The organism is Sphingobium xanthum (assembly GCF_019737615.1).
Lineage (GTDB): Bacteria > Pseudomonadota > Alphaproteobacteria > Sphingomonadales > Sphingomonadaceae > Sphingobium > Sphingobium xanthum.
Genome location: NZ_JAHKKS010000001.1, coordinates 503,277 through 527,821, shown reverse-complemented (window position 1 = coordinate 527,821; position 24,545 = coordinate 503,277). Strand labels below are relative to the sequence as shown.

Here is a 24,545-nt window from a genome sequence, read left to right as displayed (position 1 = left end):
ACCGCTTAGCTGACCGGAATTTCGTCACGCCGCATGATCAACTGAGCGGTCATGAAGCGCCCGTGCGTCACCGTCGCGACGACAGCCGGGCCAAAACCCAGCGACGTAGCGAGCGTCTCGACAGCATCGAGCCGATATGCGTTCATCTGCATGAACGGCTCTCCGACGGGGCGCCCGCGCGCACGGTTGAACAGCGCGTGCAACCCAGGCACATGCCGCTGCGCCCAATAGCGCAACGCCTGCGCAGGCGTGTCCCGTCGATCGATGCAAAGGTCCAGCGCTGCGACACCGCCACGATCGACCTTGTCGAGCATTGCCCCCAGCACGCGCATCCCGCGCCGCACCGGAATGTGCTGGAACACGATGAACGACATCACGAAGTCGAAGCGACCACCTGCTTCGCCGAGCGCGTCGTCCGACCGCGCGAAACACAGGTTGGCGAGGCCGGCAGCGTCGGCATTGCGCCGTGCCTCGTCCAGCATGGCCGGCGCGATATCCAGGGCGACGACCTGGCCGAAGCGTCGCGCGAGCGGCAGGCTGAGCCGTCCCACGCCGCATCCGAAATCCAGCGCCCGATCCCGCGGGACCGGTCCGAATTCGCGCTCCGCCGCCGCGAGCCGCTCGGCGACCTGGGCGTCTCCGAGATGCCAGAATTCCTCTCTGTTCTCCGCGAACGACGCCTTTCGGAACCGGTCAGCCGCCAGCACACCGAAATAGGGTTCCGTCTCGCCCCAGCGCTGCCAGGCCCGGTCGCTGTCCGTCCACGCCATCATTGTTTGCCGCGCAGGCGGACAGCCGCCTCAGTAAACGCGCTTCTTGGGCGCGATATACTCGATGTCGTCGGTCAGCGTATAGTCATGCACCGGTCGGCTATCGAGCGTCACCGTGCCGCCCTTGCCGCCCCAGCCTTCGAACCAGCTGATCGTGTGCTTCATCCAGTTCGCGTCGTCGCGATCGGGATAATCCTCGTGCATGTGCGCGCCGCGGCTTTCCTTGCGGGCATGCGCGCCCTTGATGGTGCAGCTGGCCTGGCTGATCAGATTGTCCAGCTCCAGCGTTTCGACAAGGTCCGTGTTCCAGATCATCGAGCGATCGCTGATCGCGATGTCGGTCATACCCTCGTAGATCTTCTCGAGCTTTCCGATGCCCTCCGCCATCAGCTCGTCGGTGCGGAACACGGCAGCGTGCTTCTGCATCGTGTGCTGCATCTCGAGGCGGATCTTCGCCGTGGGCGTGCCGCCCTTGGCATTGCGGAAATGATCGACGCGCGAGAGCGCGAGATCGGCCGAGTCCGCCGGCAGCGGCTTGTGCGCCACGTTCGGCTTTACGATCTCCGCAATGCGCTTGCCGGTCGCGCGGCCGAAGACCACGAGGTCGATCAGGCTGTTCGAGCCGAGGCGATTGGCGCCATGGACCGAGACGCAGGCCGCCTCGCCCACCGCGAACAGGCCCGGCACGACCGTGTCCGGATTGCCGTCCTTCAGCGTCACGACCTCCCCATGATAATTACAGGGGATGCCGCCCATATTATAATGCACGGTCGGCACCACCGGCAGCGGCTGGCGCGTCAGGTCCACGCCGGCAAACACCTTGCCCGATTCCGTGATGCCTGGCAGCCGCTCGGCCAGCACCTTGGAATCGATATGATCGAGGTGCAGGTAGATATGGTCCTTGTTGGCGCCGACGCCGCGGCCCTCGCGGATTTCCATGGCCATGGAGCGCGACACGACATCGCGCGAGGCCAGGTCCTTGGCGGACGGGGCATAGCGCTCCATGAAGCGCTCGCCTTCCGAGTTGGTCAGATAGCCGCCCTCGCCGCGCGCGCCCTCGGTGATGAGCACGCCCGCGCCGTAGATGCCGGTCGGGTGGAACTGGACGAACTCCAGATCCTGCAGCGGCAGGCCCGCGCGCAACACCATGCCGCCGCCGTCGCCGGTGCAGGTATGGGCGCTCGTGGCCGAGAAATAGCAGCGTCCATAGCCGCCCGTCGCCAGCACGACGGCATGGCTGCGGAAGCGATGGATCGAACCATCTTCCATGCACAGCGCGATGACGCCGCGGCACTCGCCATCCTCCATGATGAGGTCGAGCGCGAAATACTCGATGTAGAAGTCGGCGTCATACTTCAGGCTCTGCTGGTAGAGCGCGTGAAGCATGGCGTGGCCGGTGCGGTCAGCGGCGGCGCAGGTGCGCTGGGCCGGCGGGCCGGCGCCCATATTCTGCATCATGCCGCCGAACGGGCGCTGGTAGATCTTGCCTTCTGTCGTGCGGCTGAACGGCACGCCGGCATGCTCCAGCTCATAGACGGCAGCGGGCGCCTCGCGGACCATATATTCGATCGCGTCCTGGTCGCCGAGCCAGTCGGAGCCCTTGACGGTATCGTACATATGCCAGGTCCAGTGGTCCGGCCCCATATTGCCGAGCGAGGCGGCGATGCCGCCCTGCGCCGCCACGGTGTGCGAGCGCGTCGGGAAGACCTTGGTGATGCAGGCGGTCTTGAGGCCGCTCTCGGCGATCCCCATCGTCGCGCGCAGGCCGGAGCCGCCCGCGCCGACAACGACGGCATCATAGACGTGATCGACGATCTTGTAGGCGTCCGACATTTAGAGCGCGCCTCCGGCAAAAGCGATCCTGGCGACCGAGAAGAGACCGACGGCAGCGCAGCCGATCACGAAGAAGTTGAGGACGATCAGCACGGCGAACTTCAGGCCATCATCATGCACATAGTCCTCGATGAGCACCTGCAAGCCGAGCCGGATGTGCCAGAAGAGGTTGACGATCATCAGCATCAGCGGCACCGCGACGATCGGCTGGCTGATCCAGCCCGTGACGGCCGCATGATCGTGCGCCGGCAGCAACGCCAGGCCGATCAGGAACCATGTCACCAGCAGAGCATTGCCCACAGCCGTGACACGCTGGACAATCCAGTGATGCGTACCGTTCCTGGCCGATCCGAGACCGCGAACGCGGCCGACTCCGGTTCCGTTGCCCATCAGTGCTTCCCCACCAGCAGCCAGGCCCAGAAGGCGATTGTCGCGATCACCGCCGCGACGATCACGACGAAGGACCAGCGCTTGTTGGTCTGCAATTCATATCCCGCGCCCATATCCATCACGAGGTGGCGCAGGCCGGAGAAGAAATGCTGGAAGAAGGCCCAGCTGAGGCCAATCAGCACGATCCGGCAGATGACATTGGCGATCAGGCCGGTGATGTCGGCTGCATCGGCCTCCCACACATAATATTGGAAATTGGCATAGGATACCGGGCCGCTCGCCGCTGCATAGAGCCACCAGGTGAGGCCGAGGCCGCCCAGGATCGCCAGCCCGTCTCCTGTCGCGCGGTGGAGGATGGAGATCAGCATGTGCGGACCCCATCGCCAGATGGAAAGATGCGGAGAAAGCGGCCTTTGCCGGGATTGCGCCATGTGTCAGCGGCCCTGATCGTGTGAAGTTCGCGGCCCCTTTAGCGCAAAGCCGCCGCACTGCAAACGTTCTGGGGCATCTTGCCGCACTTCCTCCGGCCGTTGCGCATCAGCAATAACCGGCGATTAACGAAGAAAGACTATCACGCTTCCCGAAGCACCGTGCACACGCCGCCCTGGCAGAGGATCTGTTCGATCATGACCGCGATTATCAGCGACACCATTTCCATGGCCGACCGTCTTCGGGAATTCGATCCGCAAGGTCGGCTCCCGGCGGCCGCGGCACGAATCATGGAAGCGCTTGGTGATCGCATCGATGAACTGGGCGATATCGCGTTCGATGCCTATATAGCCAACGCCGCCGGCGTTTCCCACAGCCCTGCTGAACTCGATCAGATTCGTCAGAACGCACGCATGTTCCATCGGCATCTGTTCGGGGACATCACCGGAGAGCGCTGGGGCGAGCTGGCGCGCGAGTTCCTGCTCGGCGCGGCTAATCGCGGCCTGTCGATCCGTAAGCAGATCTTCACGATCAACAGCGTGGTCGACAAGACGCGCGACATCTTGAGCAACGTTATCGAGGATCTCGCGGAGCGAGCTCAGCTCATGGGGCACATGCGCTATATTTCGCTGATCCAGGTCGAGGTCTGCTGCGCCGCTTATGCCGACTTCATCCGCAGCCAGGATCGCGTCGAGCGCGATCGCCAGCGTGCGGAATTCTCCGACCTGCTGACCACGCAGATCGACCGTGCCGCCGACCTCGGCGACCGTTTGCGCGATCAGGCTCGCGAGGCCTCCAGCGCGACGCGCGGGATGCTCGACAAGGCCAGCGAAGTCGCGGCGGCTGCCGAGCAGTCCGCCATCGCGATGCGCGAAGCCGCGCACACCAGCTCCGGCCTCATCCGCGCGATCGAGGAAGCCCGCACCGAAGTCGATCTCTCCGCCGAGGTCGCCTCGCGCGCCTCGCAGCAGGCCGGCGAGGCGGTGACCATGTCCGCCACGCTTTCCGATCATGCCCAGTCGATCGAGTCGATCCTCGGCCTCATCCGCGACATTGCGGGCCAGACCAATCTGCTCGCGCTCAACGCGACCATCGAAGCTGCCCGGGCCGGTGACGCTGGCCGGGGTTTCGCGGTCGTCGCGCAGGAAGTGAAGTCGCTCGCCAGCCAGACGGCGCGCGCGACCGACGACATCGCCCAGAAGATCGCCGCCATCCAGAACGCCACGCGCCAGTCGGTCGAGACCAACGAGCGCATTCGCGCAACCGTCCAGGATGTCCAGACCATGGGCATGCGCATCCGCACCGCGATGGACGCGCAGTCGCAGACCGTCACGATGATCACCGCCGCGGTCGATGAGACCGCCCTCGCCGCCGATTCCATGTCCTCGAACATCTCGGCGATCCGTCAGGACACCGAGATCGTCGCTTCCGAGATCGACGATCTGGAGAGCGGCTTCACCGAGGTGCGCAATCATCTCGGCGGCTTGCGCGCCCGCTCGCTCAATTTCGTGCAGAGCGTCGGCCCCGATCAGCGACTCGCCGGCTGATCGCACGCACGCGGGCCTGACAAGCGGCACCGAACGAGCGGATTGCCTCTCCCAAAATCGGCCAGATGCTCTAGAGCGGCGGCTATGGCCAAACGTTCCTCCCCTCCCGCCGCGCCGCAGGCGTGGCAGATGACCCTTCCCTGCACGCGCGCCACGGGCGAGAAGGTGCAGGAAGATGCCGACAGTCTGTTCGCCGCCTGGCCGACACCGCCCGCGATCATCGCCAGCGAGCCGGACGAAACGCGGCCCGACGAGTGGCAGATCGACATCATCTTCGAGGAGAAGCCGGACCAGGGCGCGATCAACGCGATCGTCGCCCTGTTCCCCGGCAGGGCGCCCAAATTCAGACTGGAGCCGGTGCCCGAAACCGACTGGGTCACGCAGAGCCAGGCCGGGCTGGACCCGATCACGGCCGGCCCCTTCCATGTGCGCAACGATCCGCGCGACCCGCTGCACCCCCATCTCACAAATTTCCTCATTCCCGCCAGCCGCGCATTCGGCACCGGGCAGCACAAGACGACCCATGGTTGCCTGCTGACGCTCGCGCGGCTGCATGAGCGCGGCCATCGCTTCGGCAATGTCGCCGACATCGGCACCGGCACCGGCCTGCTCGCCTTCGCCGCTCGCACGCTCTGGCCGCTTGCGCATTTCCTCGCGTCGGACATCGACCCTGTCTCGATCGACGTCTCGGCCGAGAATGCCGCGCTCAACGGCGTGCCGCTCGGTGGCGGTCAGGGCCAGATCCAGCTCGTCGCGGCGCCGGGAGTCGGTGATGCGCTGATCCAGGGCCTCGCGCCCTATGACCTCATCATCGCCAATATTCTCGCCGGCCCGCTGATCGAACTGGCCCCCAGCCTCGCGGCGCAGCTCGAGGAAGGCGGTTCGCTCATCCTCGCCGGGCTGCTCGACACGCAGGCAGACCGGGTGACCGCTGCCTATCGCGCCCAGGGCCTGCTGCCGATGGGCCGCATCGACAATGGCGACTGGCCGACGCTCCACCTTCGCAAACGGCGCCGCTTCGGCTGGCGCCGCCCCAATCGCTGGCATGCCGAGAAGGTGGGCGATGCGCCGGGCTACGGGAGCTGGTGAAGGCCTTGCGTCAGGCTACACGAAAAAATTTCTAAGGCCTGTCGATTCCCGTCTGCCTCGTTCGTCGTGGTATCGAGGGCCGATGACGGCCTTCCTCAGATCAGGAGACAGACGATGCGTGTAATGGTTTTCGTGAAAGCGACGGAAGACAGCGAGGCTGGCATCATGCACCCCGAATGGATGAGCGAAATGCTGGTCAAGATGGGCAAGTATAATGAGGAACTGGTCGCCGCCGGCATCATGCTCGCGGGCGATGGCCTCAAGCCCTCTTCCTTCGGCAAGCGCGTCGCGTTCGACGGGCCGGACCGCACCGTGATTGACGGCCCGTTCGCCGAAACGCGCGAGCTGGTCGCCGGCTACTGGCTCTGGGAAGTCAAGGATATGGACGAGGCCGTCGCCTGGGTGAAGCGCTGCCCGAACCCGATGTATGGCCCTAGCGAGATCGAGATCCGGCCTTTCTATGAGCTTGCCGACTTCGCCGAGCACATGACGCCCGAGGCGGAGCAGATCCACGAGGGTCTTGCCGCGAAACTGTCGGACAACTGATTGCCTGACCGCTCGAAAGCCCCATGCTTGCCTCCTTGGTCCCCTTGACCGAGTATGCCGGCATGGCGGAGAGCGAGACTCATCAGGCGATTGAGGCGGTCTACCGGATGGAGCGCGCGCGGCTGATTGCCGGGCTTGCCCGCATGGTCCGCGATGTCGACCGCGCCGAGGAGCTGGCGCAGGAAGCCCTGCTCATCGCGCTGTCGGAATGGCCGAGGTCCGGCGTCCCGAACAATCCGGGCGCCTGGCTGATGGCCGCCGCCAAGCGCCGCGCGATCGACGGCATGCGCCGCGAGACGATGCGCGCGCGCAAGCATGAGGAGATCGCGCGCGAGATCGACGGTGAGACGGACAGCACGATCGAGGAGATCGAGGCGGCCATGGACGACGATCTGGGCGACGAGCTGCTTGGCCTCATCTTCACGGCCTGCCATCCGGTCCTCTCGGCCGATGCGCGCGCCGCGCTCACCCTGCGCCTCGTCGGCGGCCTCACCACGGACGAGATCGCCCGCGCTTTCCTCTCGGCCGAGCCGACGATCGCCCAGCGCATCGTCCGCGCGAAGAAGATGATCGGCAATGCCGGGCTCGCCTTCGAGGTGCCGCGCGGCGCCGAACTGGCCGTCCGCCTCCCCTCGGTGCTGGAAGTCATCTACCTCATCTTCAACGAGGGCTATGCCGCCACTGCCGGCGAGGACCTGATCCGCCCCGCCCTCTGCGCCGAAGCACAGCGCGTAGGCCGCATCCTCGCCGGGCTGATGCCGCAGGAAAGCGAAGTGCTGGGCCTGCTCGCGCTCATGGAAATCCAGGCATCCCGCCTCGCCGCCCGTACCGGCCCGGATGGCCGCTTCGTGCCCCTGCCCGAGCAGCACCGCGCCCGCTGGGACCGGCTGCTGATCCGGCGCGGCCTCGAAGCCCTGCTGCGCGCCGAAGCCCTCGGTGGCGCCGATGGCCCCTATGCCCTACAAGCCGCGCTCGCCGCCTGCCACGCCCGCGCCCGCACGGCCGACGAGACCGACTGGCGCCGCATCGCCGCGCTCTATGATCGCCTGCGCGAGATCATGCCCTCACCGGTCGTGGACCTGAACCGCGCCGTCGCGCACAGCATGACCTATGGCCCCGAAGCCGGTCTCGCGCTGGTAGACGAACTCGCCGACGCAGCGGCGCTCCGCAACTACGCGCCGCTCCCCGCCGCGCGCGGAGACTTCCTCTTCCGCGCCGGCCGCCTCGGGGAAGCCAGGGCGCAATTCGAGGCAGCAGCCAGCCTCACTCGCAACGAGACCGAGCGCGCGTTTCTGCTGGAGCGGGCTGGGCGTTGCGGGTCGTGAGTTCCCCTCCCTTTCAAGGGAGGGGAGCCTAATTCTTCCCCCGCGCATAAGCCTACGTACCGCGCGTAAACAACCGGTCCTCCGCCAGCACGGCGTCCGGCGCGAGATCCTCCAGCGTCTCCAGCGCTGCGTAGACCGGCGCGAAATCGGTCTCCACCGTCGCCTTCAGCAGCGCCTCGAAGCTCGGAATGACAAAATAGCTCTGCTGATAATCATCGATCCGATAGTCCGTCCGCATCACGCGCAGCAGGTCGAAGGCAATGCGGTTCGGGCTCGGATCATCCAGCGCGAACAGGCTCTCGCCATGACTGGAGACGATGCCCGCGCCGAACAGCCGCAGCCCGCCCGTCTCCTCGATCAGCCCGAACTCGACCGTGTACCAGTAGAGCCGCGCCAGCTTGTGCAGCGCCCCGAACTGGAGGCTGCGCAGGCCGCCCTTGCCATAGGCCTGCATATAATCGGCATAGACCGGGTCGGCGAGCATCGGCACATGGCCGAACACGTCGTGGAAGACATCCGGCTCCTGCAGATAATCGAGCTGATCCGGCCGGCGGATGAAATTGCCCGCGACGAAGCGGCGATTGGCGAGATGATCGAAGAAGACCTCGTCCGGCACCAGCCCCGGCACCGCCACCACGCTCCAGCCGGTCAGCGCGCCAAGCCGCTCGGACAGTTCCGCGAAGTCCGGTATGCCCGGCCGGGAGAGCCGCAGCACGTCGAGCCCGCGCAGATAGGCCTCGCACGCCCGGCCGGGAAGCTGTGCGGACTGACGGGCGAACAGTCGGTCCCAGGTGCGATGATCCTCCGCGCCATAATGCGCCCAGTCCTGCGGGACGGTCCAGTCGGCCGCGGCGCCCTCGGGCGGCGTCTCGTGGATGTGCAGACTCTCCATGGCCGCGACTGTAGCACCGCGCTCGCGCGAGGGAAAATTTCAGACTTTCCCCAACGTCATCAATCGACTGGACCCGGCCGCCCCTTGACACCATCCGCTCCCCGGCGGACCATCGTGGACCAAATCAACCCGGGAGAGAGTCGGCATGTGCGACAATGATATCAATCAGGGCCTGATCGAGGACTGGAGCCTCACCCGCCGCGCCTTCGTGGCGCTGACCGCCGCGACAGGCTTTGCCAGCGCGGCCTGCGCCGCCGAGAAGGTCGTCGAGAAGGAGGTCACGGTGAAAACGCCGGACGGCGAGTCCGACTCCGTGCTCTTCCACCCGCCGGGCAAGGGCCCTTGGCCCGCCGTGCTGATCTGGCCGGATATCATGGGCCTGCGCCCGGTCTTCCGCGAAATGGGCCGCCGCCTCTCCGCGCAGGGCTACACCGTGCTGGTGGTCAATCCCTTCTATCGCAGCGCCAAGGCGAATGCGATCAGCGCCGATTTCAGCAATCCCGCCGACCGCCAGAAGCTGTTCGGCTATCGCGGCGCGATGAGTGACGCCGGCGTGGACAATGATTCTGCGGCCTATGTCGCCTTCCTCGACGCACAGCCCGAGACGGACAGGAAGAAGAAGGTCGGCGTGCAGGGCTATTGCATGGGCGGCCCGCTCTCCTTCCGCACGGCGGCGGCCGTCGCGGGCCGGATCGGCGCAGTCGGCAGCTTCCACGGCGGCGGCCTCACCACCGATCAGCCGAACAGCCCGCATTTGCTGATCCCGAAGACCAATGCGCATTATCTCGTCGCCGTCGCGAAGAACGACGATGCCAAGGAACCGAACAGTAAGGACATCCTCAAGGCCGCCTTCGCTGCCGCCGGGAAGCCGGCAGTCGTCGAGGTCTATGCAGGCGACCATGGCTGGTGCGTGCCCGGCAGCCAGGTCTACAACGAGGCCGAAGCCGAACGCGCCTGGGCCGCGCTCAGCAAGATGTACAAGGAAGCGTTGGTTTAAAGCCTTCTAAGCCCCTCCTCTTCAGAGGAGGGGTTGGGGTGGTGCTGGACGGTTCGCTCGATTGCTGAGCAAGCGATGTTGCACAGCCCCTACTCCGCGCTCTTCACGATCTCCGCCCAGGCCCCCTCATCGATAACCTCGATGCCAAGCTCGGCCGCCTTCTTGAGCTTCGACCCCGCGCCCGGCCCTGCCACCACGAGGTCCGTCGCCGCACTCACCGATCCCGCCGCCCGCGCCCCCAGTGCCTCGGCCTGCGCCTTGGCTTCGTCGCGGCTCATCGTCTCCAGCTTGCCGGTGAAGACGATCGTCTTGCCCGAGACCGCGCTGGCCTTCACCTCCACCACATAAGGCGGCGGCGAGACCTCGCTCAGCAGATCGTCCCAGACGGCGACATTGTGCTCCTCATGGAAGAAGTCCCCCAGCGCCTCGACCACCGCACCGCCGATCCCGTCGATCGCGATAAGCTTCGCCCTGGCCGCTTCGTCCCCGCCATGCGCGGCCTGCGCAGTCTCGCGCAGTGCAGGCAAGGTTGCAAAGGCCTTGAGCAGATCGCGCGCCGTCACCGCACCGACATGCCGAACACCGAGACCGAAGAGCAACCGCGCCGCATCCGGCTGCCGATGATTTTCGATCGCACTCAACAGGTTATCGACCGACTTTTCCTTCCAGCCTTCGCGGCCGAGCAGCTCGGCGCGATGATCCTTCAGCCGGAAAATGTCGGCCGGCCCTTTCTCCAGCCAGCCAAGCTCGAAGAACTCGCGGATGGTCTTGTTACCAAGCCCATCGATGTCCATCGCCGCCCGCCCAACGAAATGATTGAGCCGCTCGATCCGCTGCGCCGGGCAGATCAGCCCCGCCGTGCAGCGCACGTCCACCTCGCCTTCCTCGGCAACCGCCTCGCTGCCGCATTCCGGGCAATGATCGGGGAAGGCATAGGCGTCGCGCTTTTCCTCGCGCGTCAGATTGTCGACCACCTGCGGGATGACATCGCCCGCGCGCTGCACCACGATCCGGTCGCCCGGCCGCACGCCGAGCCGCGCAATCTCGTCACGATTGTGGAGCGTCACGTTGGAGACGACCACGCCGCCCACCGTCACCGGCTTCAGCCGCCCGACCGGCGTAAGCTTGCCCGTGCGACCGACCTGGATGTCGATGGCCTCAAGCGTCGTCTCCGCCTGCTCGGCTGGGAACTTATGCGCGATGGCCCAGCGCGGCGCCTTGGCGACGAAGCCCAGCCGCTCCTGCCAGTCGAGCCGGTCGACTTTGTAGACCACGCCGTCGATATCATAGGGCAAGTCCGCCCGTGCGGCCTCGATCGCCTTGTAATGCGCGAGCAGCGCCACACTGTCCGCGCACTGCGCCAGCCGCGGCGAGACCGGGATCCCCCAGCTCTCGATCGCTTTCATGACGCCAAATTGCGTCTCCGCCGGCACGGCCGAGACCACGCCCCAGCCATGCGCGAGGAAGCGCAGCGGACGGCTGGCGGTCACGCTCGCGTCCTTCTGGCGCAGCGATCCGGCCGCCGCGTTGCGCGGATTGGCGAACTGCCTCACGCTCTCGGGATCGAAGGTTTCGCCCCGCGCCTGCGCCGCGGCCTCGCCCTCGCGCATCAGCCGGGCATTCAGCGCCACGAACGCGGCCTTCTCCATATAGACCTCGCCGCGCACCTCGACGATGTCCGGCGCATCCTCAGGCAGAGACTGAGGAGTATCCGCTATATATCTGACATTGGCTGTAACATCTTCGCCGATCTCACCGTCGCCACGCGTCGCGGCGCGCACCAGCGCCCGCGCCTCATAACGCAGCGAGAGGGACAGCCCGTCGATCTTGTCCTCCGCCGTCATGGCGATGGCTTCGCCTTCCGACAGGTTCAGATAGCGCCACACCCGCGCCACGAACTCCTCGACGTCCTCGGCCGCAAAGGCATTGTCGAGGCTCATCATCCGCTTCTCGTGCCGCACCTTGGCGAGCGCCGAGGCAGCGACCGAGGCGCCCACCACCTTGTTCGGACTGTCCGCGCGGATCAGCTGCGGAAACGCCGCCTCCAGCGCATTGTTCTCCCGCACCAGCGCATCATAGTCCGCATCGCTGATCTGCGGCGCATCATCGGCATGATAGAGCTTGTTGTGACGCGCGATCTCCTTTGCGAGGCGCATCAGGCGATTGGCGGCATCGGCTTCGGAAAGGCTGGAGAGGTCGGTCATAGTGGCGAAGGGCGTCTTTCACTCCCCTCCTCTTTAGAGGAGGGGTCGGGGGTGGTGCTTCTATCCCACCGCTCAGGAAGACTGTCGAGCGTCAGCACGATCGCTTCCAGCACACCGTCGAGATTTTCGATCACCTCCCGATTGCCGAACCGCAAGGACCCGAAACCTCGGTCAGCGCGTAGAGCCTTGTCTCTGCCAGCATCGGATTGCGCTTCGTGCGTGTCGCCATCGACCTCGATGGCAAGCCCCTTTGCCGGGCAGAAAAAATCGACAATCCTACCGCCGGTCGTTGCCTGCCTTCGGAATTTATAGCCGTTGAGTTGAGAGGCGCGCAGTTGGCGCCATAAAAGCCGCTCTGCTTCGGTCGGCTCCCGGCGCATCCGGGCAGCGCGCGCAAGCATAGTCGATCGATCAGCGCTCATCCAGCACCACCCCCAACCCCTCCTCTAAAGAGGAGGGGAGCTATTCGCCTCACCCCGGCACGAACTCCGCGCGCACGCCGAAGCCCGCCATCATCGGCCGGCCATATTTGATCGCCTGCTGCACGATCGGCAGCTTGAGCGAGGCGGCGTGATCTTCCCTGGTCATCCACAGCTCGGTGATCCAGATGCTGTCCGCATCCGCCGCATCCGCGCCCACGATATAGGCGACATTGCCCGGCATCTCGGCGCTGCCCTCGAGCAGGATCGCCATCAGATCGTCGCGCTTGCCCGGCACAGCCTTGATCTGGCCGATCAGGCCATAATGCGGCTTCTCGTCTTCCATGCCCGTCTTCCTCGTGATTGCAGCGGCCGCCGGTCCTGCCAGCGCCAGCAAGGCGGCAGCAAAACCGCCCGCAACGACATCCCGGCGCGCCGCGCTCATCCCGCCCCCAGCAGGATCGCGAAGCCCGCCCCGGCGAACAGCAGTGTGAGATTGGCGATCATCGTGATGCGCATCAGTCCGTCGGTCAGCCGACGCCGTATCGCCGCGATGACCAGCCACAGCGCCAGCACCAGCAGCGCGCAGACCAGCACCGTCGCCAGCAGCCAGACCAGCGCCATCTGACCGCAGATCGCGCCCCAGGCCAATGTCCCGACCATGACGATGAACGACAGCGCCAGTGACCCCACAACCAGCCAGAGCGCGCTCATCAGAGCCAGGAACGTGCGTGGCATCAGGATATTCCGGCTGCGAATTGTGAAAGGTAGGCACACGCGATGAAGGTGGAAAGCGCCGCCATTTTGGCGAGCCTGGCAGGCACAAAATTGCTCGTTTGCCGAGCAGCCAGCACCAGGCCCGCGAAGATCGCCAGCCATGCCAGACTGAGCAGCACCAGCGGCCAACCAGACACCTGACCACCGCCCATTGCCATCAGCAACATGTAGCCGAAGATGACCGCCGGCCACAGGAATAGAAGCACGAAAAACGCGCAAAGAAGGAGGTAACACAACGCCCGCTCCGCCAATTCTGCAATTGCCCGAGTGGTGGCTCCCATCAAACCCCCTCCAGCAGCCGGTCGGCCTGCGCCCGCGCTTCGTCGGTGATCGCCGCGCCGGATAGCATGCGGGCGATTTCCTCACGCCGCTCGGCCTCGTCCAGCGGGTGGACGCCGGTGCGCGTGATCGTCCCCTGCGAGCTTTTGGCGATGAGCAGATGCCCCGCCCCGCGCGCCGCGACCTGCGGCGAGTGCGTCACCACGATCACCTGTGCATCGCCTGCCAGTCGCGCCAGCCGGTCGCCGATCGCGCCCGCCACCGCGCCGCCCACGCCCCGGTCGATCTCGTCGAAGATCATCGTCCCCGCGCTGCCCTGTGCCGCAAGCGCGACCTTGAGCGCCAGGATGAAGCGCGACAGCTCGCCGCCCGACGCGATCTTGGTGAGCGGCGCGAAGGGCGCGCCCGGATTGGTCGAGATCATGAACTCGACCCGGTCCTGCCCCGCCGCGCGCCATTGGCCCTCGGGCAACAGCTCGACATCGGTGCGGAAGCGCGCCGCATCCAGCTTGAGCGGCGCCAGCTCGTCCAGCATCGCCGCGTCCAGCCGCGCCGCCGCCTTGCGCCGGCTTTCGCTCAGCGCCATGGCCGCCGCCTCATAGGCGCCGCGCGTCGTCACCACCTCGGCCTCCAGATCGCGCAGCCCCTCTTCCCCGGCATCGATCCGGGCAAGCTGCGCGCTCATCTGCTCGGTCAGCGCGGCGAGATCGTCCGCCGCCACCTGATGCTTGCGCGCCAGCGCCCGCAGATCGAACAGCCGCGTCTCGATCGCGTCCAGCCGCGCCGGATCGACCGCCAGCGCCTCGCTCGCCCGGGCAAGCTGATCCTCAGCTTCCGCCGCCTCGATCACGGCGCGATCGAACGCCGCCAGCGCACCGGCCAGAAGCTCATGCTCCGGCCCGATCCTGTCGAGCCGCCGCGCCGCCTGCCGCAGCTTGGAAAGCGCCCCGTCCGATCCGCCGAGCAGCGTATCGAGCGCCGCCATATCCTCGGTGAGCTTCGCGCCTTTCTGCATCGTCGCCCGCTCGGTCGCGAGCGCTTCCTCCTCGCCCGGTTCCGGCGCGAATTTGCTCAGTTCCGCCACGGCATGCGCCAGATAATCGCGCTCCTTCGCGGCATTCTCCAGCGCATCGCGCGCCGCCGAGAGCCGCGCCTGCGCCTCCTGCCAGCGTGCATGCGCCCCGCTCACCGCGCCGCTGTCCAGCCCGCCAAAGGCATCGAGCAGGTCCATATGCCCACGCGGATTGAGCAGGCCGCGTTCGTCATGCTGGCCATGAATCTCGACCAGATGCGCGCCCGCATCGCGCAGCAGCGCCGCCGAGCAGGGCTGATCGTTGAGGAAGGCCCGGCTCCCGCCATCGGCCTTGAGCGTCCGGCGGATCAGCAGCGGCTCGCCCGGCTCCTGTTCGATCTCGTTCTCCGCCAGCAGCGCCGCCAGCGCCGATCCGGCCGCCGGCGCATCGAAACTCGCCGTCACGCTCGCCTGATCGGTCCCCGCGCGCACCAGCCCGCTGTCCGCCCGCATGCCGAGCGCCAGCCCCAGCGCGTCGAGCAGAATCGACTTCCCCGCCCCCGTCTCGCCGGTAAGCACGGTCAGCCCCGGCTCGAACGCCAGATCGAGCGCTTCGATGAGCACGATGTTGCGGATGGCAAGGCCGGTGAGCATGTCTGCGCCTGAACTAGCCCAGCCTAGCGGGGAGTGTCACGCGGGATTGCGCCCCCTGCCCGTCGATCCCGATTGCGGCGCGCTTGGCCGACGGCAGCGTCGCTCCCGGCCCCGCGTCCCGTTCAGGCGCTCGGCGCGTGCTCGCCCATCAGCTTGTAGGCACGCTCATACCATTCCGATCCGGGATAATTCTTGCCCAGAACGGCGGCAGCGCGCTTGGCTTCCTCGGGAATGCCGAGCGCCAGATAGCATTCGACCAGCCGCTCCAGCGCCTCGGCCGTATGGCTGGTGCGCTGATAGGTATCGACCACCTTGCGGAAGCGCAGCGTGGCGGCGATCCACTCGCGGCGGCGCTGGTAGAAACGGCCGACTTCCATTTCCTTGCCGGCAAGATGGTCGGCAACGAGGTCGAGCTTGAGCCGCGCGTCCGAGGCATAGCGCGAATCGGGGAAGCGGCGGACCAGCTCGCTCAGCGACTCCTGCGCCTGCAGCGTGATCTTCTGGTCGCGCGTCACGTCGCTGACCTGCTCATAATAGCAGAGCGCGATCAGATAATAAGCATAGGGTGCGTCGCGGTTGCCCGGGTGGATCGAGAGGAAGCGCTGCGCCGACTGGATCGACTTGGTGTAATCGCGCGAGGCATAATAGCTGAATGCGCTCATGAGCTGCGCGCGGCGCGCCCAGGGCGAATAGGGATGCTGGCGCTCCACCTCGTCGAACAGGATCGCCGCCGCGTCGAACTGGCCGCGATCGAGGCGCTGCTTGCCCGCCATGTAGAGCGTGCTGACATCGCGCGCGACATATTGCGTGTCGGCACGGTTGTTGTTCTTCGCGCAGCCGGCGATCAGGAGCATGGGGATGAGGCCGGCGGCCAGGATGGCGCCGCGGCGCAGCTTCGGAGCGTTCATGCGCGCCCTCTTAGCGTGGCGCATCGGGGCCGCCAAGCGATTGATGCAGGGGACGCCGCGCGCCGTTCGTTGAGCCGGTTCATCATGCGAAAACGGCGTCCGGCGCTTGAATGGAGGCTGAACGAGAGCTGTTACCCAATTTGTCGTGCCGCCGCCCGGAGTGGGAGGATAAGGCGACGGCACGACGCCCTGTTAAGGGGAATTCGGCCGGCGCATCGCCAGATCCTGGATGTGAGAGCCAGCGTGGGGGGTGGCAGTCACAAAGACCATGACGATGCGTCGACCTGCGAAGCTGTCAAACGTCCGGGTAGTCGCTGACAAAACTCCGCATCCTAGCGGACCCGAGGGGCGTCAGCCCAACTGTCCGTCGATCCGGCTCAACGCCGGTTATGACGGCCAGCCCGCTTTGGACCAGTTTTTCGATGACCACGCTCGTCTCTTCCTTGCTGAGCAGATTGCCCACGGCCAAAGCCGTGTCGCTCACCTTGCTGGACTGGAGCTCACCGACCAAAAGGGACAACATCACGTCCATGGCACTGTCCGCCATGACGGGGGTGAAGAAGTGCTTGCCGCGCAGCCGGCCCAGCATGTGCAGGCGCGTCGCCTTCGCCTCGAGAGAGGCATCGGGGCGCGTTGCTGTCACGGGCGCTTCCGGGGCATCCGGATGGCCGGACGCCGGGTGAGTGCCGCGGGGCACGGAGTTCGACACGTCAAAGAACCTCTTGTTACGAACAAATGAGGCACCCGCACGAGAGGCTTCTCTCGCGCACGCGCCCTGTCCGATTTATTGGTATTGAGGGTCCAATAACCGCATCGAGGGCGGGATGCATGTCCCGTAACCACAGGACAAACGCGCTCAAAATCCTGAAATTTCACGCTGTTGAAAGTCATTATCACCGCCTTGGGTGGGCCAGCGCGCCGTGTCGGTCAGAAATCCGTTCTCCGCGTGGGTTCAGGAAAACGGCAACCGACGGGCGGCACGCTGGCCCGCGAAGCTCATCAGATGTCCGGGTAGTCGCTGATGAAGCTTCGCATCCTTGCAGACCCGAGGGGCGTGAGCCCGACTGTGCGGCGGTCCGGATTGTCTCCGGTGACGACCGCCAGCCCGGCATGGATGAGGGAATCGATCACGCGGCGCTCCTCCTCGCCATCAAGCAGGGCGACGAGTGCCAGATTCGCTTGCGTCAGCGGCACGGCCTTGAGCTCGGCGAGGAACAGGGAGAGCATGACGCCCATGGTGCCGTCCGCCATGACGGACCGGCGGAAATACCGCTCGCGCTGCTTGACCTGGTCGAGCAGGCGCTGAGCCTTGGTTTCGAGCTTGCGCTCGCCGGTGCCGCCATGCAGCGGCCCGTCATCGACGCGCAAAGCGCGCGCGCCATCATTTGCTCCAAAAGTCACGTTGGAATTCCCGGAAACAGGAGGGACGAATTGCTCGTGTCCAGCGTCTCGCCGCATGGCAGCGTCAGCCGGTGCGATGGCAAATAGCTTCCGTTAACGTGAACGTCATGTCCCGCAAATGACCGACATAGGTGCGACCCCTGGTTTTGCGCTCCGAGGCCGTTCCGGTCCTTCGGAGCAATTTTTTCTCATGCCCGGTGAGGGGCTTGTGCCTGTCCCGCACGCGGGAAGTCAACAGCAAAGGCCGTACCGGTTTGTGCGTATTGTCCGGTTTTCGAAACGACTGTCCCGAATTGAATCAGTGGCCACGCATTTTCCGCGCCTTGCCGCCGATAAACGGAAAACATTCTTATTCCGTAGCGTAAACTGGCAAACCGCCCCCCTTGAAGAGCCGCCACGCCGCCGCAAGACGCCGCAGGCCGCGTCACGCCTCGCCGTCGAGCGATGCACCACGTCGCTGACCGGACAGCACGCCGAAATCCTGCGATCGATCACCGGCCCTGGCCACGATGATGCCTTCGGCTTTCAGCCCACGCCGCAAAAGCTCGCGCACGGCGGCCGCGCGCGTCGGCATGCGGCGCTGGAAGCGCCAGTCATCGATCGCCGAGAGCTCTTCTTCCGTGAGCATGATCTGCAATCGCTGTTCTCGCGTCAAACCAGCCAAGTCGTCCTCCGTTGCTCCACAGCCCGCGCGCCGGAAAACGGCGGATCGGGCGAAGGCATCACTTACTCATTCTGCCACTTTTGCGGCCTTCTCTATAACTGCACAAAGGGCTTAAAGTTCCCGTTGGCCTTATTGGGCTGCAAGCGCGTTCTCGGCGGATTTACTTGGACGCACCGTCGGCGCAGGAAGAGATTGCCAGAAAATAACGGGCGCAAAGGTAGTCCCCATGAGATCGTTCACGCTCATCTTCGATCCCGATGAATTCGGTTATCAAAAGCGCATCGAGTTCGACGGGCCGGATCCGGCCTATGTCTTCCCGCTGCTGGAGCGCGAGGACATCGGCCGGCTGGCGACGATCTGGGAGGGGGAAAAGCGTCTCGCAAGCGTGCGGCGCACCCGGTCGGGGGCGTGGCACATCAATCCGTCGCGACAGGGTGCGTCTGGAGCCAATGGCTCCGGAGGCGCCAGCGCCTGAGCGCGGCGCCTCCGGTCAGTCGGATACGAGCCGACTGGAAACGAAGTCTTCCGATTATCCTGTCGCCCTCATGCGCCGCATGCTAGCAGGATGCATCGGATTGCCGTCGAACCGCATGATCCGACAGAGAGACAGATGTGCTCCCGCGTCAGGTGGAGCCCACTGCATGAAATTCGATCTGCTGACCGTTCAGGCCCTGCTCGTGGCGATCGGTATCCTGGTGATCTATTTCGGTCAGCGTGCGCTCTATGCCTGGCGCGATGCGCGGCGACACCGGAGCGCCGCGCGAGAGGAGCAGCCACCCCTCTGAACTGCACCGGTGCCTGTCATTCCGCGACCAGGGTAGCGGCTTCCTTGTCGCGAACGGCCTGCCGCCGCGTCTCGTCCATGCGCTCATGCCGCGCCGCCATCGTCCGCCACGCCGCTTCGGCACGCAGACAGCGCTCCTTCACGTTCGGCAGCTCGGCTTCGGCGGCTGATTTCGCGCTTTGCGTGGCCTGGTCCAGGCAGAAAAGATAATTGGCGGACATAGCGGAAATCTCCTGGATCGATCGGACGGACGTCAGTCGATCATCTGGGCGACCAGTTCGCGCAGCTCGGTGGCCGACAGCGCACTGGACGGGATGATGGGCATGGCGGAGCGGATCGGCGCCGGGTTTCGGCGAGCAGCCCGTCGGCCATGAATGATATTGTCTCGTTGCATAAATTCACTCTGGGGCTGCCGGCGTGGACGCCCGCGCCCTCATTCTTGTCATGGTCAGCGTCGCAGGCATCGGTTCTGTCGAACGCCCGGATCTGAAGGGTTATCTCGATAGGTGATCCGGCCTTTTCCAGACCAAAAGGCGTCATCCCGCCCTGCACGCTATCGTCCACGACGGTGCGAATGCGGCCACGCCGCATCCGTCCCGCCGTACAGGCGATGATCCTGTGACCATTTTCGAGATGGACGCCGAAACGCCCTTCCGGAAAAATCTCGTCGATCAGGCCGCCGAGGACAAGGTCGGCCTCTCTGGCCAACGGATCAGTCGGCGGCTTCGAGATTGACCGCCGAAGGACGGCCGCGCTTGTCGTTCTCGACTTCGTAGCTCAGGCGCTGATTTTCGCGCAACGTCGTGAAACCGGCGCGTTCGACAGCGCTGATATGGACGAAGCTGTCCTGGCCGCCCTCTTCGGGGACGATGAAACCGAAACCTTTTTCGTTGTTGAAGAATTTGACTTTGCCGATCGGCATGAAACCATTCCTTTTTTCAAATAAAATATCATCCGCCGAACAATAGTCCGGCAGAGCTGGCCGAGTGACAAAGGAAGATTTCGCCGGGGGCGTCAAAATCCGTCGCAGGCGACGTTAGCCTTTTTCATATGCACCCCGGAGATCAAAAAGTCAATGCCGCGGCCATGATTGATCCGGAGGCCCGGAAATATTGACCCGGCGCAAGGCACGTTTGAACGAGAACATTCCCGTCAAACGCGCCTGTTCGCGCGCGCCGCGGCTCCGCCTCTATTGCCAGTTCGGCTGGGTGATCACGATCAGCAGGACGAACAGCAGATAGACAAATGGCGGGATCGCGATCACGCCGAGCAGGGCCGAGGCCTCCCGCCTCTTGCCACCGCTGTGCAGCGCCCACGCCCCGCCCAGCACGCCGAACGCCACCAGCAGGATCGGCGCCCATGCCTCGAAATAGCCGCTGGAGGCATAACGCAGCCCGTCCATGAAGAAGTAGAGCAGCACGGCCAGCGCCAGCAGATCGAAGACGAGGAGGATGCGGAAGAGCATGGGCCGCAGGCTAGCGCATCCGGGAACCGACGCAATGGCTTTTGGGGCCTCATAAGCCCCTCCTCTTTAGAGGAGATTATATACATGACAAAGCATCACGAAACAGTTAAGGATGCTGGCGACAGGCCGGTGTTCGAAATTACGCAGGAAATGATTGAGGCAGCTAGCGCTCGCCTCAATCATCTAGCGGCGTGCTGGCTGGAAGAATGCCCATACTCAATTGAATTGCTTGCGGAGGAACTGTTACGGGCCGCCCTTTATGCTTCCAGCGCTCGTATGAAGTGCAAAGGAATGGCATGTGAAGCATGATAAGTGCAGTTCGCTGAGTTAGGTCTGCTATCTCGCCAACATGAGAAGGAACTGGAACGCTCTTCAGAATAGATTTTGTCTCGCCCGCTCCAAGCTTACGAATTTTGATAGCGTTATTCTGCCGAGTTATTACGTCTTCTTGAGCAAACCAGTCATCATGCACCAAGCGATTGCGCTTTTCAGAAAGGTTGGTGATCTGTATGCACATGCCTATTACACAGTCTCGCCATTCATCCGATGGCGAATGGCCTGGCCGAAGCGCAAACCGTTGAATTAGCCCAGCCCTGCCTTCTGCCTTGCCTATCGATGTGGCAATGCAGTCGCTGGTCCATTCATCTACGGATGCGAGTTTTTGGAGGCAGAACGATAGGGTGTTTTCTAGTGAAGCCCAATAGATGACAAGCAGCCCGAGTGCCTCAGCATATTCGCGAATGAGATTGTATTCTTGGTCTTCAGATGGAGCGCCGGTCATGTCAGACACCGATCAACAGCAAGAGGATGACGTGCTGCGCCGGATGCTCAGCACGCCACCTAAGCCGCATAAACCGGCGAAAGAGTCGAGTCCGAAAGAAAAGAAGCGGCCTAGCGCTTCTTCGTCCAGCGCTGATTCCTAGGCGGCTTGCCGGCCTTAGGCTGCGGCGAGGCCGTCAGTCCGCCGATAGGTGAGGCGCTTGCCTGCGATGCCCTGTAGAGCGATCACGGCGCGCTGGTCATCCTCAACGCCCATTTTGGCGCGATGGGTGTAACGAAAATCGAACTCAGCCAGATAGCGGTGCAGATGCTGCTTTCCGCAGTGCTGATAGACGCCGCGCATGCCGCGCTTGAAGATGGAAAAGCTGCCCTCGATCGTGTTCGTGTGGATGGTGCGATCGTCGGGATCGACGTAGACGCCTTTCATATGTGGCGTCGTTCTGTGACTGGCAAAGTGCGAAGCCATGAAGCGATATTGGCCTGCGTCGTCAGTGAGAAGGTTCGTCTCGCGATCGATGTTGGCACGCAGAATCGGCGTTATTTCGGCAATGGTTACGCTGTTGACGACCATGGAGCGCTTCTCGCCGGTGTCGCGGTCCAGAAGGCTAAGCACCTTCATCTTGTGCTTGTAGCCGCCCTTGGCGGCATCGACGCCCGGCTCGCGGCCGATGAACGTCTCGTCCACTTCCACGGTGCCGCCATTGCCGCCCATGGGAGGTGAACCAATCGGACGCATCGCCTCGCGGATGCGGTGGAACATGAACCAAGCCGACTTGTAGGTGATGCCAAGCATGCGGTGCAGCTGGTGGGCGCTCATGCCCTTCTTGCTGGCATTCAACAGGTGGTTGGCCAGCAGCCACTTGTTAAGCGGGATTTTGCTGCTCTCAAACACAGTACCGACCGTCACACTGTACTGCTTACGGCAGTCGTTGCACTGGATCACGCCAGCGCGCAGCGCGCCCTCAGGATGAGCCTTCGTCGGGCGGCCACGCTGCGCCGGAAGCCGCTTCGCACCGAATGAACCACAATGCGGGCAGAACGGACCCTGCGGCCAGCGCAGAGCCTCAAGATACTCGCGGGCCTTGTCAGCGTCGGTGAAATGAGGGGAGGTCAGGTTCGTCATGCCCTCTGACTACTGCCAGAGAGATTGCTTTGTCAAGTATATAATTACCTCTTTAGAGGAGGGGTTGGGGTGGTGGCGATGCGCCCGCATCGCTCGCGCAGCGATCATCCGGCAAGTCACAGCACCACCCCCAACCCCTCCTCTAAAGAGGAGGGGCTATAAGAAGCTCACTACTGCTCCGTCCCCGCCCAAATCCTCAATCCCCGCACCGGCACGCCCGCCGGATCGCAACGCTCGCCCTGCGCCGCGCTCTCGTCGCCCGCCACCTCGCCCTCCGCCGCAGCCCCCTCCGCCGCAGCTTTCGCTGCCGCCTTCATCTCCCGCTGTGCCTTCCGCGCCGCCTCGCGCTCGTCGAGCCTCGCAATCGCCTCGATCTTACGCAGGATGCTCTTGCGCACCTCGTCCATGTCCGGCGGCCCCGCCAGCCGCCCCGGCCGCTTGCCGATGCCTAGCACGCCATGCTTGTGCATATGGAGCAGGTGGATCGCCTGCGCCGTGGTCATGTCGGGCAGCGGATGATCGAGCGGATAGTCCTCGCGCGAATAGAGATTGGCCGCATTCTCCACCAGCGTGCCCTCCAGCCGGATATAGCCATTCTCCAGCGCCTCGTCCCAGCGCCGCTGAAACGCCGGCCAGCGATTGCGATGCCCATAGGCCGATGCCGGCGTCATGCCGACTTCCGCGCAAGCCGCCTTCACATTGCAACTGGCGGCGAGCTTGGCGAGGAACCGCGTCTCCACGCGCGGCGACCATTGCTTGAGGCGCGATCGGGCGATCTGCGTGCGCCGCCCCCTGCTCCCGCGCACGACCAGCTCGTCGCCATCCTGCCAGCGCAGCGCCTTGTCCTCCGGCCGCCGCTCGGTCGCCGCATCGAGCCGCGCCTTGGCCGCCGCGATCGCCTCGTCCATCCGCCGCCGAAACTCCGGATCGCCCGAGCGATGCAGCGTCACCCAGCTGCGCGACACCTTGGCATGCTCGCACGCCAATGCCTGATTGCCCGTGCGCGCCAGCGCACGAAAAAATGCCTCGCGACGCGCGGCGGTGAACTTGGCGGTCATGATGTGCCTCCGGGGTTCGGATTGAGGGAGGCAGCTTAGGTATGATGGATTGAGGGCTGTAGGACAGGGGGAATTGTCATCAATGCCTCGGCCACTGCATCCTTTTGGGCAGCGTGCGCATCAGGTGACACTTGGACCAATCCAGCAGCTCATGCTTGCGCGTTTCGAATTCGCGTGTCGACACCGCCCCGGTCTCGCGTGCATGAAACAGCCACCGAAGCTCGTCGCCCACCGTGATCCGTTCCATAAGAGCTCTCCTTACTGAGAGGACGAAGTTGGGGGCGGGCACTGCGAGGCACCCGCCCCCGCCGGGGGCTTTCCGTCAGGCGAAGCGGATGGTCTTGCGACGCTTGCGCATTGCGCCGCCCACCAGCGTCATGCCGCCAATCATCATCATCCAGCTTGCCGGCTCGGGTACCGGAGCGATTGCGATCCCGAAGAGCGCCCGATCGGTCATGCCGAGGCTGGTCAGTGCACCGGTGGCGAGGTTGACCCGGTAGAGCCTGCTGCCGTTGAAGGCGAAGGCATCACTTCCGAAGATGTCGAAACTCGTGCGCGATCCGACGTCGATGCCGAGCGCGCCCACGGTCGTCAGAATGCCGGCGCTATTCGCCTGCTTGGCGAGCACGTCGAGCGCGGTGTCGATGCTGTAGAGCTGCGTAGAGGAGCCCGGCGCACCGAAGATCGAACTCGTATAAGCGCCGGCCGTGACATCCGGGTCGGTACCATTATTCGGATCACCGGCGGCATAGAAGACCGAGGTCGCGATCGTCAGGACCCCATTGTTGGGATTGACGACATAATTGTCATTCAGGTTCGACACGATCCGAAGCCGGTCGATCGTCGGGTTGAAGTCGAAAGCGAAGCTCGTGCCGTTCAGCGCAAGCACGCCGCTGACCGCCGTCGCGGCGCCCGTGTTCATATCGATCCGGTAGACGACGCGGTCGAGGCCGAGACCGTAGAGCATCCGGTCGAACGGACGGAAGTCGATCGCACCCAGGCCGGCATCCGTGCCCGTGATCGACACGGTGGACAGCATCGTGCCCGGATTCGCGCTGTCGAATGTGACGAGATTATTGTTCTCGTCCACGCCGTAGATCGTCGCCGCCTGCGCAGCGCCAATCCCGGCCCCGGCCGTGCCGATCAATGCGCAAGCCGTCAGAATCGCTTTGTACATGCTACTCTCCCACAGTGAAAAC

The 24,545-nt window shown here is 64.6% G+C and carries 30 protein-coding genes and 1 pseudogene; 7 read left to right on the top strand and 24 right to left on the bottom strand.

Annotated features, from left to right (window positions below):
* Window positions 1-5: 5 nt before the first annotated feature.
* Genes KM135_RS02570 through sdhC form a run of 4 tightly spaced genes read right to left on the bottom strand, consistent with a single transcriptional unit; the run spans window position 6 to window position 3,424 of the window.
* A complete protein-coding gene (locus KM135_RS02570) occupies window positions 6-773 on the bottom strand; it encodes an SAM-dependent methyltransferase (RefSeq protein WP_221712334.1) in 768 nt (255 codons plus the stop codon).
* Window positions 774-800: 27 nt separating this feature from the next.
* A complete protein-coding gene (gene sdhA / locus KM135_RS02565) occupies window positions 801-2,603 on the bottom strand; it encodes a succinate dehydrogenase flavoprotein subunit (protein ID WP_221712332.1) in 1,803 nt (600 codons plus the stop codon).
* Window positions 2,604-2,993, bottom strand: coding sequence for a succinate dehydrogenase, hydrophobic membrane anchor protein (sdhD, locus tag KM135_RS02560; protein ID WP_221712330.1), 390 nt, complete (start codon window positions 2,991-2,993; stop codon window positions 2,604-2,606).
* Entirely contained in the window at window positions 2,993-3,424 is a 432-nt protein-coding gene (gene sdhC, locus KM135_RS02555) for a succinate dehydrogenase, cytochrome b556 subunit (protein ID WP_221712328.1), read from the bottom strand. The genes sdhD and sdhC overlap by 1 nt, the downstream gene beginning before the upstream one ends.
* Before the next feature lie 195 nt (window positions 3,425-3,619).
* Here sdhC and KM135_RS19975 point away from each other — a divergent pair, with 195 nt between their 5' ends.
* The 4 genes and pseudogenes from KM135_RS19975 (at window position 3,620) to KM135_RS02535 (ending at window position 7,929) form a co-directional block, all read left to right on the top strand.
* Window positions 3,620-4,969: a methyl-accepting chemotaxis protein gene (locus tag KM135_RS19975; RefSeq protein WP_221712327.1), complete on the top strand. Its 1,350-nt coding sequence runs from the start codon at window positions 3,620-3,622 to the stop codon at window positions 4,967-4,969.
* An 84-nt stretch (window positions 4,970-5,053) separates the two neighbouring features.
* Complete coding sequence (locus KM135_RS02545; RefSeq protein ID WP_221712325.1) at window positions 5,054-6,058, top strand: 50S ribosomal protein L11 methyltransferase; 1,005 nt, start codon at window positions 5,054-5,056, stop codon at window positions 6,056-6,058.
* Between the two features lie 114 nt (window positions 6,059-6,172).
* Window positions 6,173-6,529: pseudogene (locus tag KM135_RS02540) on the top strand (YciI family protein); the annotation flags it as partial.
* A 119-nt stretch (window positions 6,530-6,648) separates the two neighbouring features.
* A complete protein-coding gene (locus tag KM135_RS02535) occupies window positions 6,649-7,929 on the top strand; it encodes an RNA polymerase sigma factor (protein WP_246605664.1) in 1,281 nt (426 codons plus the stop codon).
* 52 nt (window positions 7,930-7,981) lie between these two features.
* Here the strand turns inward: KM135_RS02535 and phhA are convergent, their stop codons facing one another.
* Complete coding sequence (gene phhA / locus KM135_RS02530) at window positions 7,982-8,821, bottom strand: phenylalanine 4-monooxygenase (protein WP_221712320.1); 840 nt, start codon at window positions 8,819-8,821, stop codon at window positions 7,982-7,984.
* A gap of 145 nt (window positions 8,822-8,966) precedes the next feature.
* On the opposite strand from phhA, the gene KM135_RS02525 reads away from it, so the two are divergent.
* The gene (locus KM135_RS02525; protein ID WP_221712318.1) at window positions 8,967-9,818 is read left to right on the top strand and encodes a dienelactone hydrolase family protein; all 852 of its coding nucleotides are present in this window, start codon (window positions 8,967-8,969) and stop codon (window positions 9,816-9,818) included.
* Between the two features lie 89 nt (window positions 9,819-9,907).
* On the opposite strand, the gene ligA is transcribed toward KM135_RS02525, so the two are convergent.
* The 10 genes from ligA to KM135_RS02475 form a co-directional block, all read right to left on the bottom strand.
* Entirely contained in the window at window positions 9,908-12,022 is a 2,115-nt protein-coding gene (gene ligA / locus KM135_RS02520; protein WP_221712317.1) for an NAD-dependent DNA ligase LigA, read from the bottom strand.
* Complete coding sequence (locus tag KM135_RS02515) at window positions 12,019-12,444, bottom strand: endonuclease domain-containing protein (protein ID WP_221712316.1); 426 nt, start codon at window positions 12,442-12,444, stop codon at window positions 12,019-12,021. The genes ligA and KM135_RS02515 overlap by 4 nt, the downstream gene beginning before the upstream one ends.
* Window positions 12,445-12,493: 49 nt before the next feature.
* Window positions 12,494-12,886: a putative quinol monooxygenase gene (locus KM135_RS02510; RefSeq protein ID WP_221712315.1), complete on the bottom strand. Its 393-nt coding sequence runs from the start codon at window positions 12,884-12,886 to the stop codon at window positions 12,494-12,496.
* Window positions 12,883-13,179, bottom strand: a complete 297-nt coding sequence (locus KM135_RS02505) for a hypothetical protein (RefSeq protein WP_221712314.1) — start codon at window positions 13,177-13,179, stop codon at window positions 12,883-12,885. Before KM135_RS02505 ends, KM135_RS02510 begins: the two co-directional genes overlap by 4 nt.
* Window positions 13,179-13,499 carry a hypothetical protein gene (locus tag KM135_RS02500; RefSeq protein ID WP_221712313.1) on the bottom strand — a complete coding sequence of 107 codons (321 nt, stop codon included), beginning with the start codon at window positions 13,497-13,499 and terminating at the stop codon, window positions 13,179-13,181. Before KM135_RS02500 ends, KM135_RS02505 begins: the two co-directional genes overlap by 1 nt.
* The gene (gene recN / locus KM135_RS02495; protein ID WP_221712312.1) at window positions 13,499-15,163 is read right to left on the bottom strand and encodes a DNA repair protein RecN; all 1,665 of its coding nucleotides are present in this window, start codon (window positions 15,161-15,163) and stop codon (window positions 13,499-13,501) included. Before recN ends, KM135_RS02500 begins: the two co-directional genes overlap by 1 nt.
* A gap of 122 nt (window positions 15,164-15,285) precedes the next feature.
* Window positions 15,286-16,071: an outer membrane protein assembly factor BamD gene (locus KM135_RS02490; RefSeq protein WP_221712311.1), complete on the bottom strand. Its 786-nt coding sequence runs from the start codon at window positions 16,069-16,071 to the stop codon at window positions 15,286-15,288.
* 295 nt (window positions 16,072-16,366) lie between these two features.
* The gene (locus KM135_RS02485) at window positions 16,367-16,714 is read right to left on the bottom strand and encodes a hypothetical protein (RefSeq protein ID WP_343228129.1); all 348 of its coding nucleotides are present in this window, start codon (window positions 16,712-16,714) and stop codon (window positions 16,367-16,369) included.
* A gap of 356 nt (window positions 16,715-17,070) precedes the next feature.
* A complete protein-coding gene (locus tag KM135_RS02480) occupies window positions 17,071-17,472 on the bottom strand; it encodes a hypothetical protein (protein ID WP_343228128.1) in 402 nt (133 codons plus the stop codon).
* A 424-nt stretch (window positions 17,473-17,896) separates the two neighbouring features.
* A complete protein-coding gene (locus KM135_RS02475) occupies window positions 17,897-18,100 on the bottom strand; it encodes a hypothetical protein (protein ID WP_221712310.1) in 204 nt (67 codons plus the stop codon).
* A 262-nt stretch (window positions 18,101-18,362) separates the two neighbouring features.
* Between KM135_RS02475 and KM135_RS02470 the strand changes: the two genes are divergently transcribed.
* Window positions 18,363-18,611, top strand: coding sequence for a hypothetical protein (locus KM135_RS02470; RefSeq protein WP_221712309.1), 249 nt, complete (start codon window positions 18,363-18,365; stop codon window positions 18,609-18,611).
* 166 nt (window positions 18,612-18,777) lie between these two features.
* A complete protein-coding gene (locus tag KM135_RS02465) occupies window positions 18,778-18,921 on the top strand; it encodes a hypothetical protein (protein ID WP_221712308.1) in 144 nt (47 codons plus the stop codon).
* Window positions 18,922-18,937: 16 nt separating this feature from the next.
* On the opposite strand, the gene KM135_RS02460 is transcribed toward KM135_RS02465, so the two are convergent.
* The 9 genes from KM135_RS02460 to KM135_RS02420 all read right to left on the bottom strand — a co-directional run bounded on the left by KM135_RS02460 (window position 18,938) and on the right by KM135_RS02420 (window position 24,523).
* Window positions 18,938-19,141, bottom strand: a complete 204-nt coding sequence (locus tag KM135_RS02460) for a hypothetical protein (protein WP_221712307.1) — start codon at window positions 19,139-19,141, stop codon at window positions 18,938-18,940.
* 32 nt (window positions 19,142-19,173) lie between these two features.
* Complete coding sequence (locus KM135_RS02455; RefSeq protein WP_221712306.1) at window positions 19,174-19,314, bottom strand: hypothetical protein; 141 nt, start codon at window positions 19,312-19,314, stop codon at window positions 19,174-19,176.
* A 318-nt stretch (window positions 19,315-19,632) separates the two neighbouring features.
* Window positions 19,633-19,842 carry a cold-shock protein gene (locus tag KM135_RS02450; protein WP_221712305.1) on the bottom strand — a complete coding sequence of 70 codons (210 nt, stop codon included), beginning with the start codon at window positions 19,840-19,842 and terminating at the stop codon, window positions 19,633-19,635.
* Window positions 19,843-20,109: 267 nt separating this feature from the next.
* Window positions 20,110-20,385 carry an osmoprotectant transporter permease gene (locus tag KM135_RS02445; protein ID WP_221712304.1) on the bottom strand — a complete coding sequence of 92 codons (276 nt, stop codon included), beginning with the start codon at window positions 20,383-20,385 and terminating at the stop codon, window positions 20,110-20,112.
* Window positions 20,386-20,560: 175 nt separating this feature from the next.
* Entirely contained in the window at window positions 20,561-21,175 is a 615-nt protein-coding gene (locus tag KM135_RS02440) for a hypothetical protein (RefSeq protein ID WP_221712303.1), read from the bottom strand.
* A gap of 147 nt (window positions 21,176-21,322) precedes the next feature.
* On the bottom strand, window positions 21,323-22,288 hold the full coding sequence (locus KM135_RS02435; RefSeq protein ID WP_221712302.1) for an IS1595 family transposase: 966 nt from the start codon (window positions 22,286-22,288) through the stop codon (window positions 21,323-21,325).
* 170 nt (window positions 22,289-22,458) lie between these two features.
* Entirely contained in the window at window positions 22,459-23,346 is an 888-nt protein-coding gene (locus KM135_RS02430) for a hypothetical protein (protein ID WP_221712301.1), read from the bottom strand.
* A 79-nt stretch (window positions 23,347-23,425) separates the two neighbouring features.
* Window positions 23,426-23,593 (bottom strand): hypothetical protein, encoded by a 168-nt coding sequence (locus KM135_RS02425; RefSeq protein ID WP_221712300.1) that lies wholly within the window; start codon window positions 23,591-23,593, stop codon window positions 23,426-23,428.
* A 75-nt stretch (window positions 23,594-23,668) separates the two neighbouring features.
* Window positions 23,669-24,523: a DUF4394 domain-containing protein gene (locus tag KM135_RS02420; RefSeq protein ID WP_221712299.1), complete on the bottom strand. Its 855-nt coding sequence runs from the start codon at window positions 24,521-24,523 to the stop codon at window positions 23,669-23,671.
* Window positions 24,524-24,545: the final 22 nt, after the last annotated feature.

Coding starts and splice junctions, on each gene's coding strand:
- KM135_RS02505 (WP_221712314.1), bottom strand. CDS start 13,179: ATGCCACGCACGTTCCTGGCTCTGATGAGCGCGCTCTGGCTGGTTGTG.
- KM135_RS02445 (WP_221712304.1), bottom strand. CDS start 20,385: ATGCTCTTCCGCATCCTCCTCGTCTTCGATCTGCTGGCGCTGGCCGTG.
- ligA (WP_221712317.1), bottom strand. CDS start 12,022: ATGACCGACCTCTCCAGCCTTTCCGAAGCCGATGCCGCCAATCGCCTG.
- KM135_RS02420 (WP_221712299.1), bottom strand. CDS start 24,523: ATGTACAAAGCGATTCTGACGGCTTGCGCATTGATCGGCACGGCCGGG.
- KM135_RS02465 (WP_221712308.1), top strand. CDS start 18,778: ATGAAATTCGATCTGCTGACCGTTCAGGCCCTGCTCGTGGCGATCGGT.
- KM135_RS02515 (WP_221712316.1), bottom strand. CDS start 12,444: ATGAGCGCTGATCGATCGACTATGCTTGCGCGCGCTGCCCGGATGCGC.
- sdhA (WP_221712332.1), bottom strand. CDS start 2,603: ATGTCGGACGCCTACAAGATCGTCGATCACGTCTATGATGCCGTCGTT.
- KM135_RS02500 (WP_221712313.1), bottom strand. CDS start 13,499: ATGGGAGCCACCACTCGGGCAATTGCAGAATTGGCGGAGCGGGCGTTG.
- KM135_RS02525 (WP_221712318.1), top strand. CDS start 8,967: ATGTGCGACAATGATATCAATCAGGGCCTGATCGAGGACTGGAGCCTC.
- KM135_RS19975 (WP_221712327.1), top strand. CDS start 3,620: ATGACCGCGATTATCAGCGACACCATTTCCATGGCCGACCGTCTTCGG.
- KM135_RS02570 (WP_221712334.1), bottom strand. CDS start 773: ATGATGGCGTGGACGGACAGCGACCGGGCCTGGCAGCGCTGGGGCGAG.
- KM135_RS02435 (WP_221712302.1), bottom strand. CDS start 22,288: ATGACGAACCTGACCTCCCCTCATTTCACCGACGCTGACAAGGCCCGC.
- KM135_RS02470 (WP_221712309.1), top strand. CDS start 18,363: ATGAGATCGTTCACGCTCATCTTCGATCCCGATGAATTCGGTTATCAA.
- phhA (WP_221712320.1), bottom strand. CDS start 8,821: ATGGAGAGTCTGCACATCCACGAGACGCCGCCCGAGGGCGCCGCGGCC.
- KM135_RS02490 (WP_221712311.1), bottom strand. CDS start 16,071: ATGAACGCTCCGAAGCTGCGCCGCGGCGCCATCCTGGCCGCCGGCCTC.
- KM135_RS02430 (WP_221712301.1), bottom strand. CDS start 23,346: ATGACCGCCAAGTTCACCGCCGCGCGTCGCGAGGCATTTTTTCGTGCG.
- sdhC (WP_221712328.1), bottom strand. CDS start 3,424: ATGGCGCAATCCCGGCAAAGGCCGCTTTCTCCGCATCTTTCCATCTGG.
- KM135_RS02425 (WP_221712300.1), bottom strand. CDS start 23,593: ATGGAACGGATCACGGTGGGCGACGAGCTTCGGTGGCTGTTTCATGCA.
- recN (WP_221712312.1), bottom strand. CDS start 15,163: ATGCTCACCGGCCTTGCCATCCGCAACATCGTGCTCATCGAAGCGCTC.
- KM135_RS02545 (WP_221712325.1), top strand. CDS start 5,054: ATGGCCAAACGTTCCTCCCCTCCCGCCGCGCCGCAGGCGTGGCAGATG.
- KM135_RS02510 (WP_221712315.1), bottom strand. CDS start 12,886: ATGAGCGCGGCGCGCCGGGATGTCGTTGCGGGCGGTTTTGCTGCCGCC.
- sdhD (WP_221712330.1), bottom strand. CDS start 2,993: ATGGGCAACGGAACCGGAGTCGGCCGCGTTCGCGGTCTCGGATCGGCC.
- KM135_RS02460 (WP_221712307.1), bottom strand. CDS start 19,141: ATGTCCGCCAATTATCTTTTCTGCCTGGACCAGGCCACGCAAAGCGCG.
- KM135_RS02475 (WP_221712310.1), bottom strand. CDS start 18,100: ATGCTCACGGAAGAAGAGCTCTCGGCGATCGATGACTGGCGCTTCCAG.
- KM135_RS02455 (WP_221712306.1), bottom strand. CDS start 19,314: ATGCAACGAGACAATATCATTCATGGCCGACGGGCTGCTCGCCGAAAC.
- KM135_RS02450 (WP_221712305.1), bottom strand. CDS start 19,842: ATGCCGATCGGCAAAGTCAAATTCTTCAACAACGAAAAAGGTTTCGGT.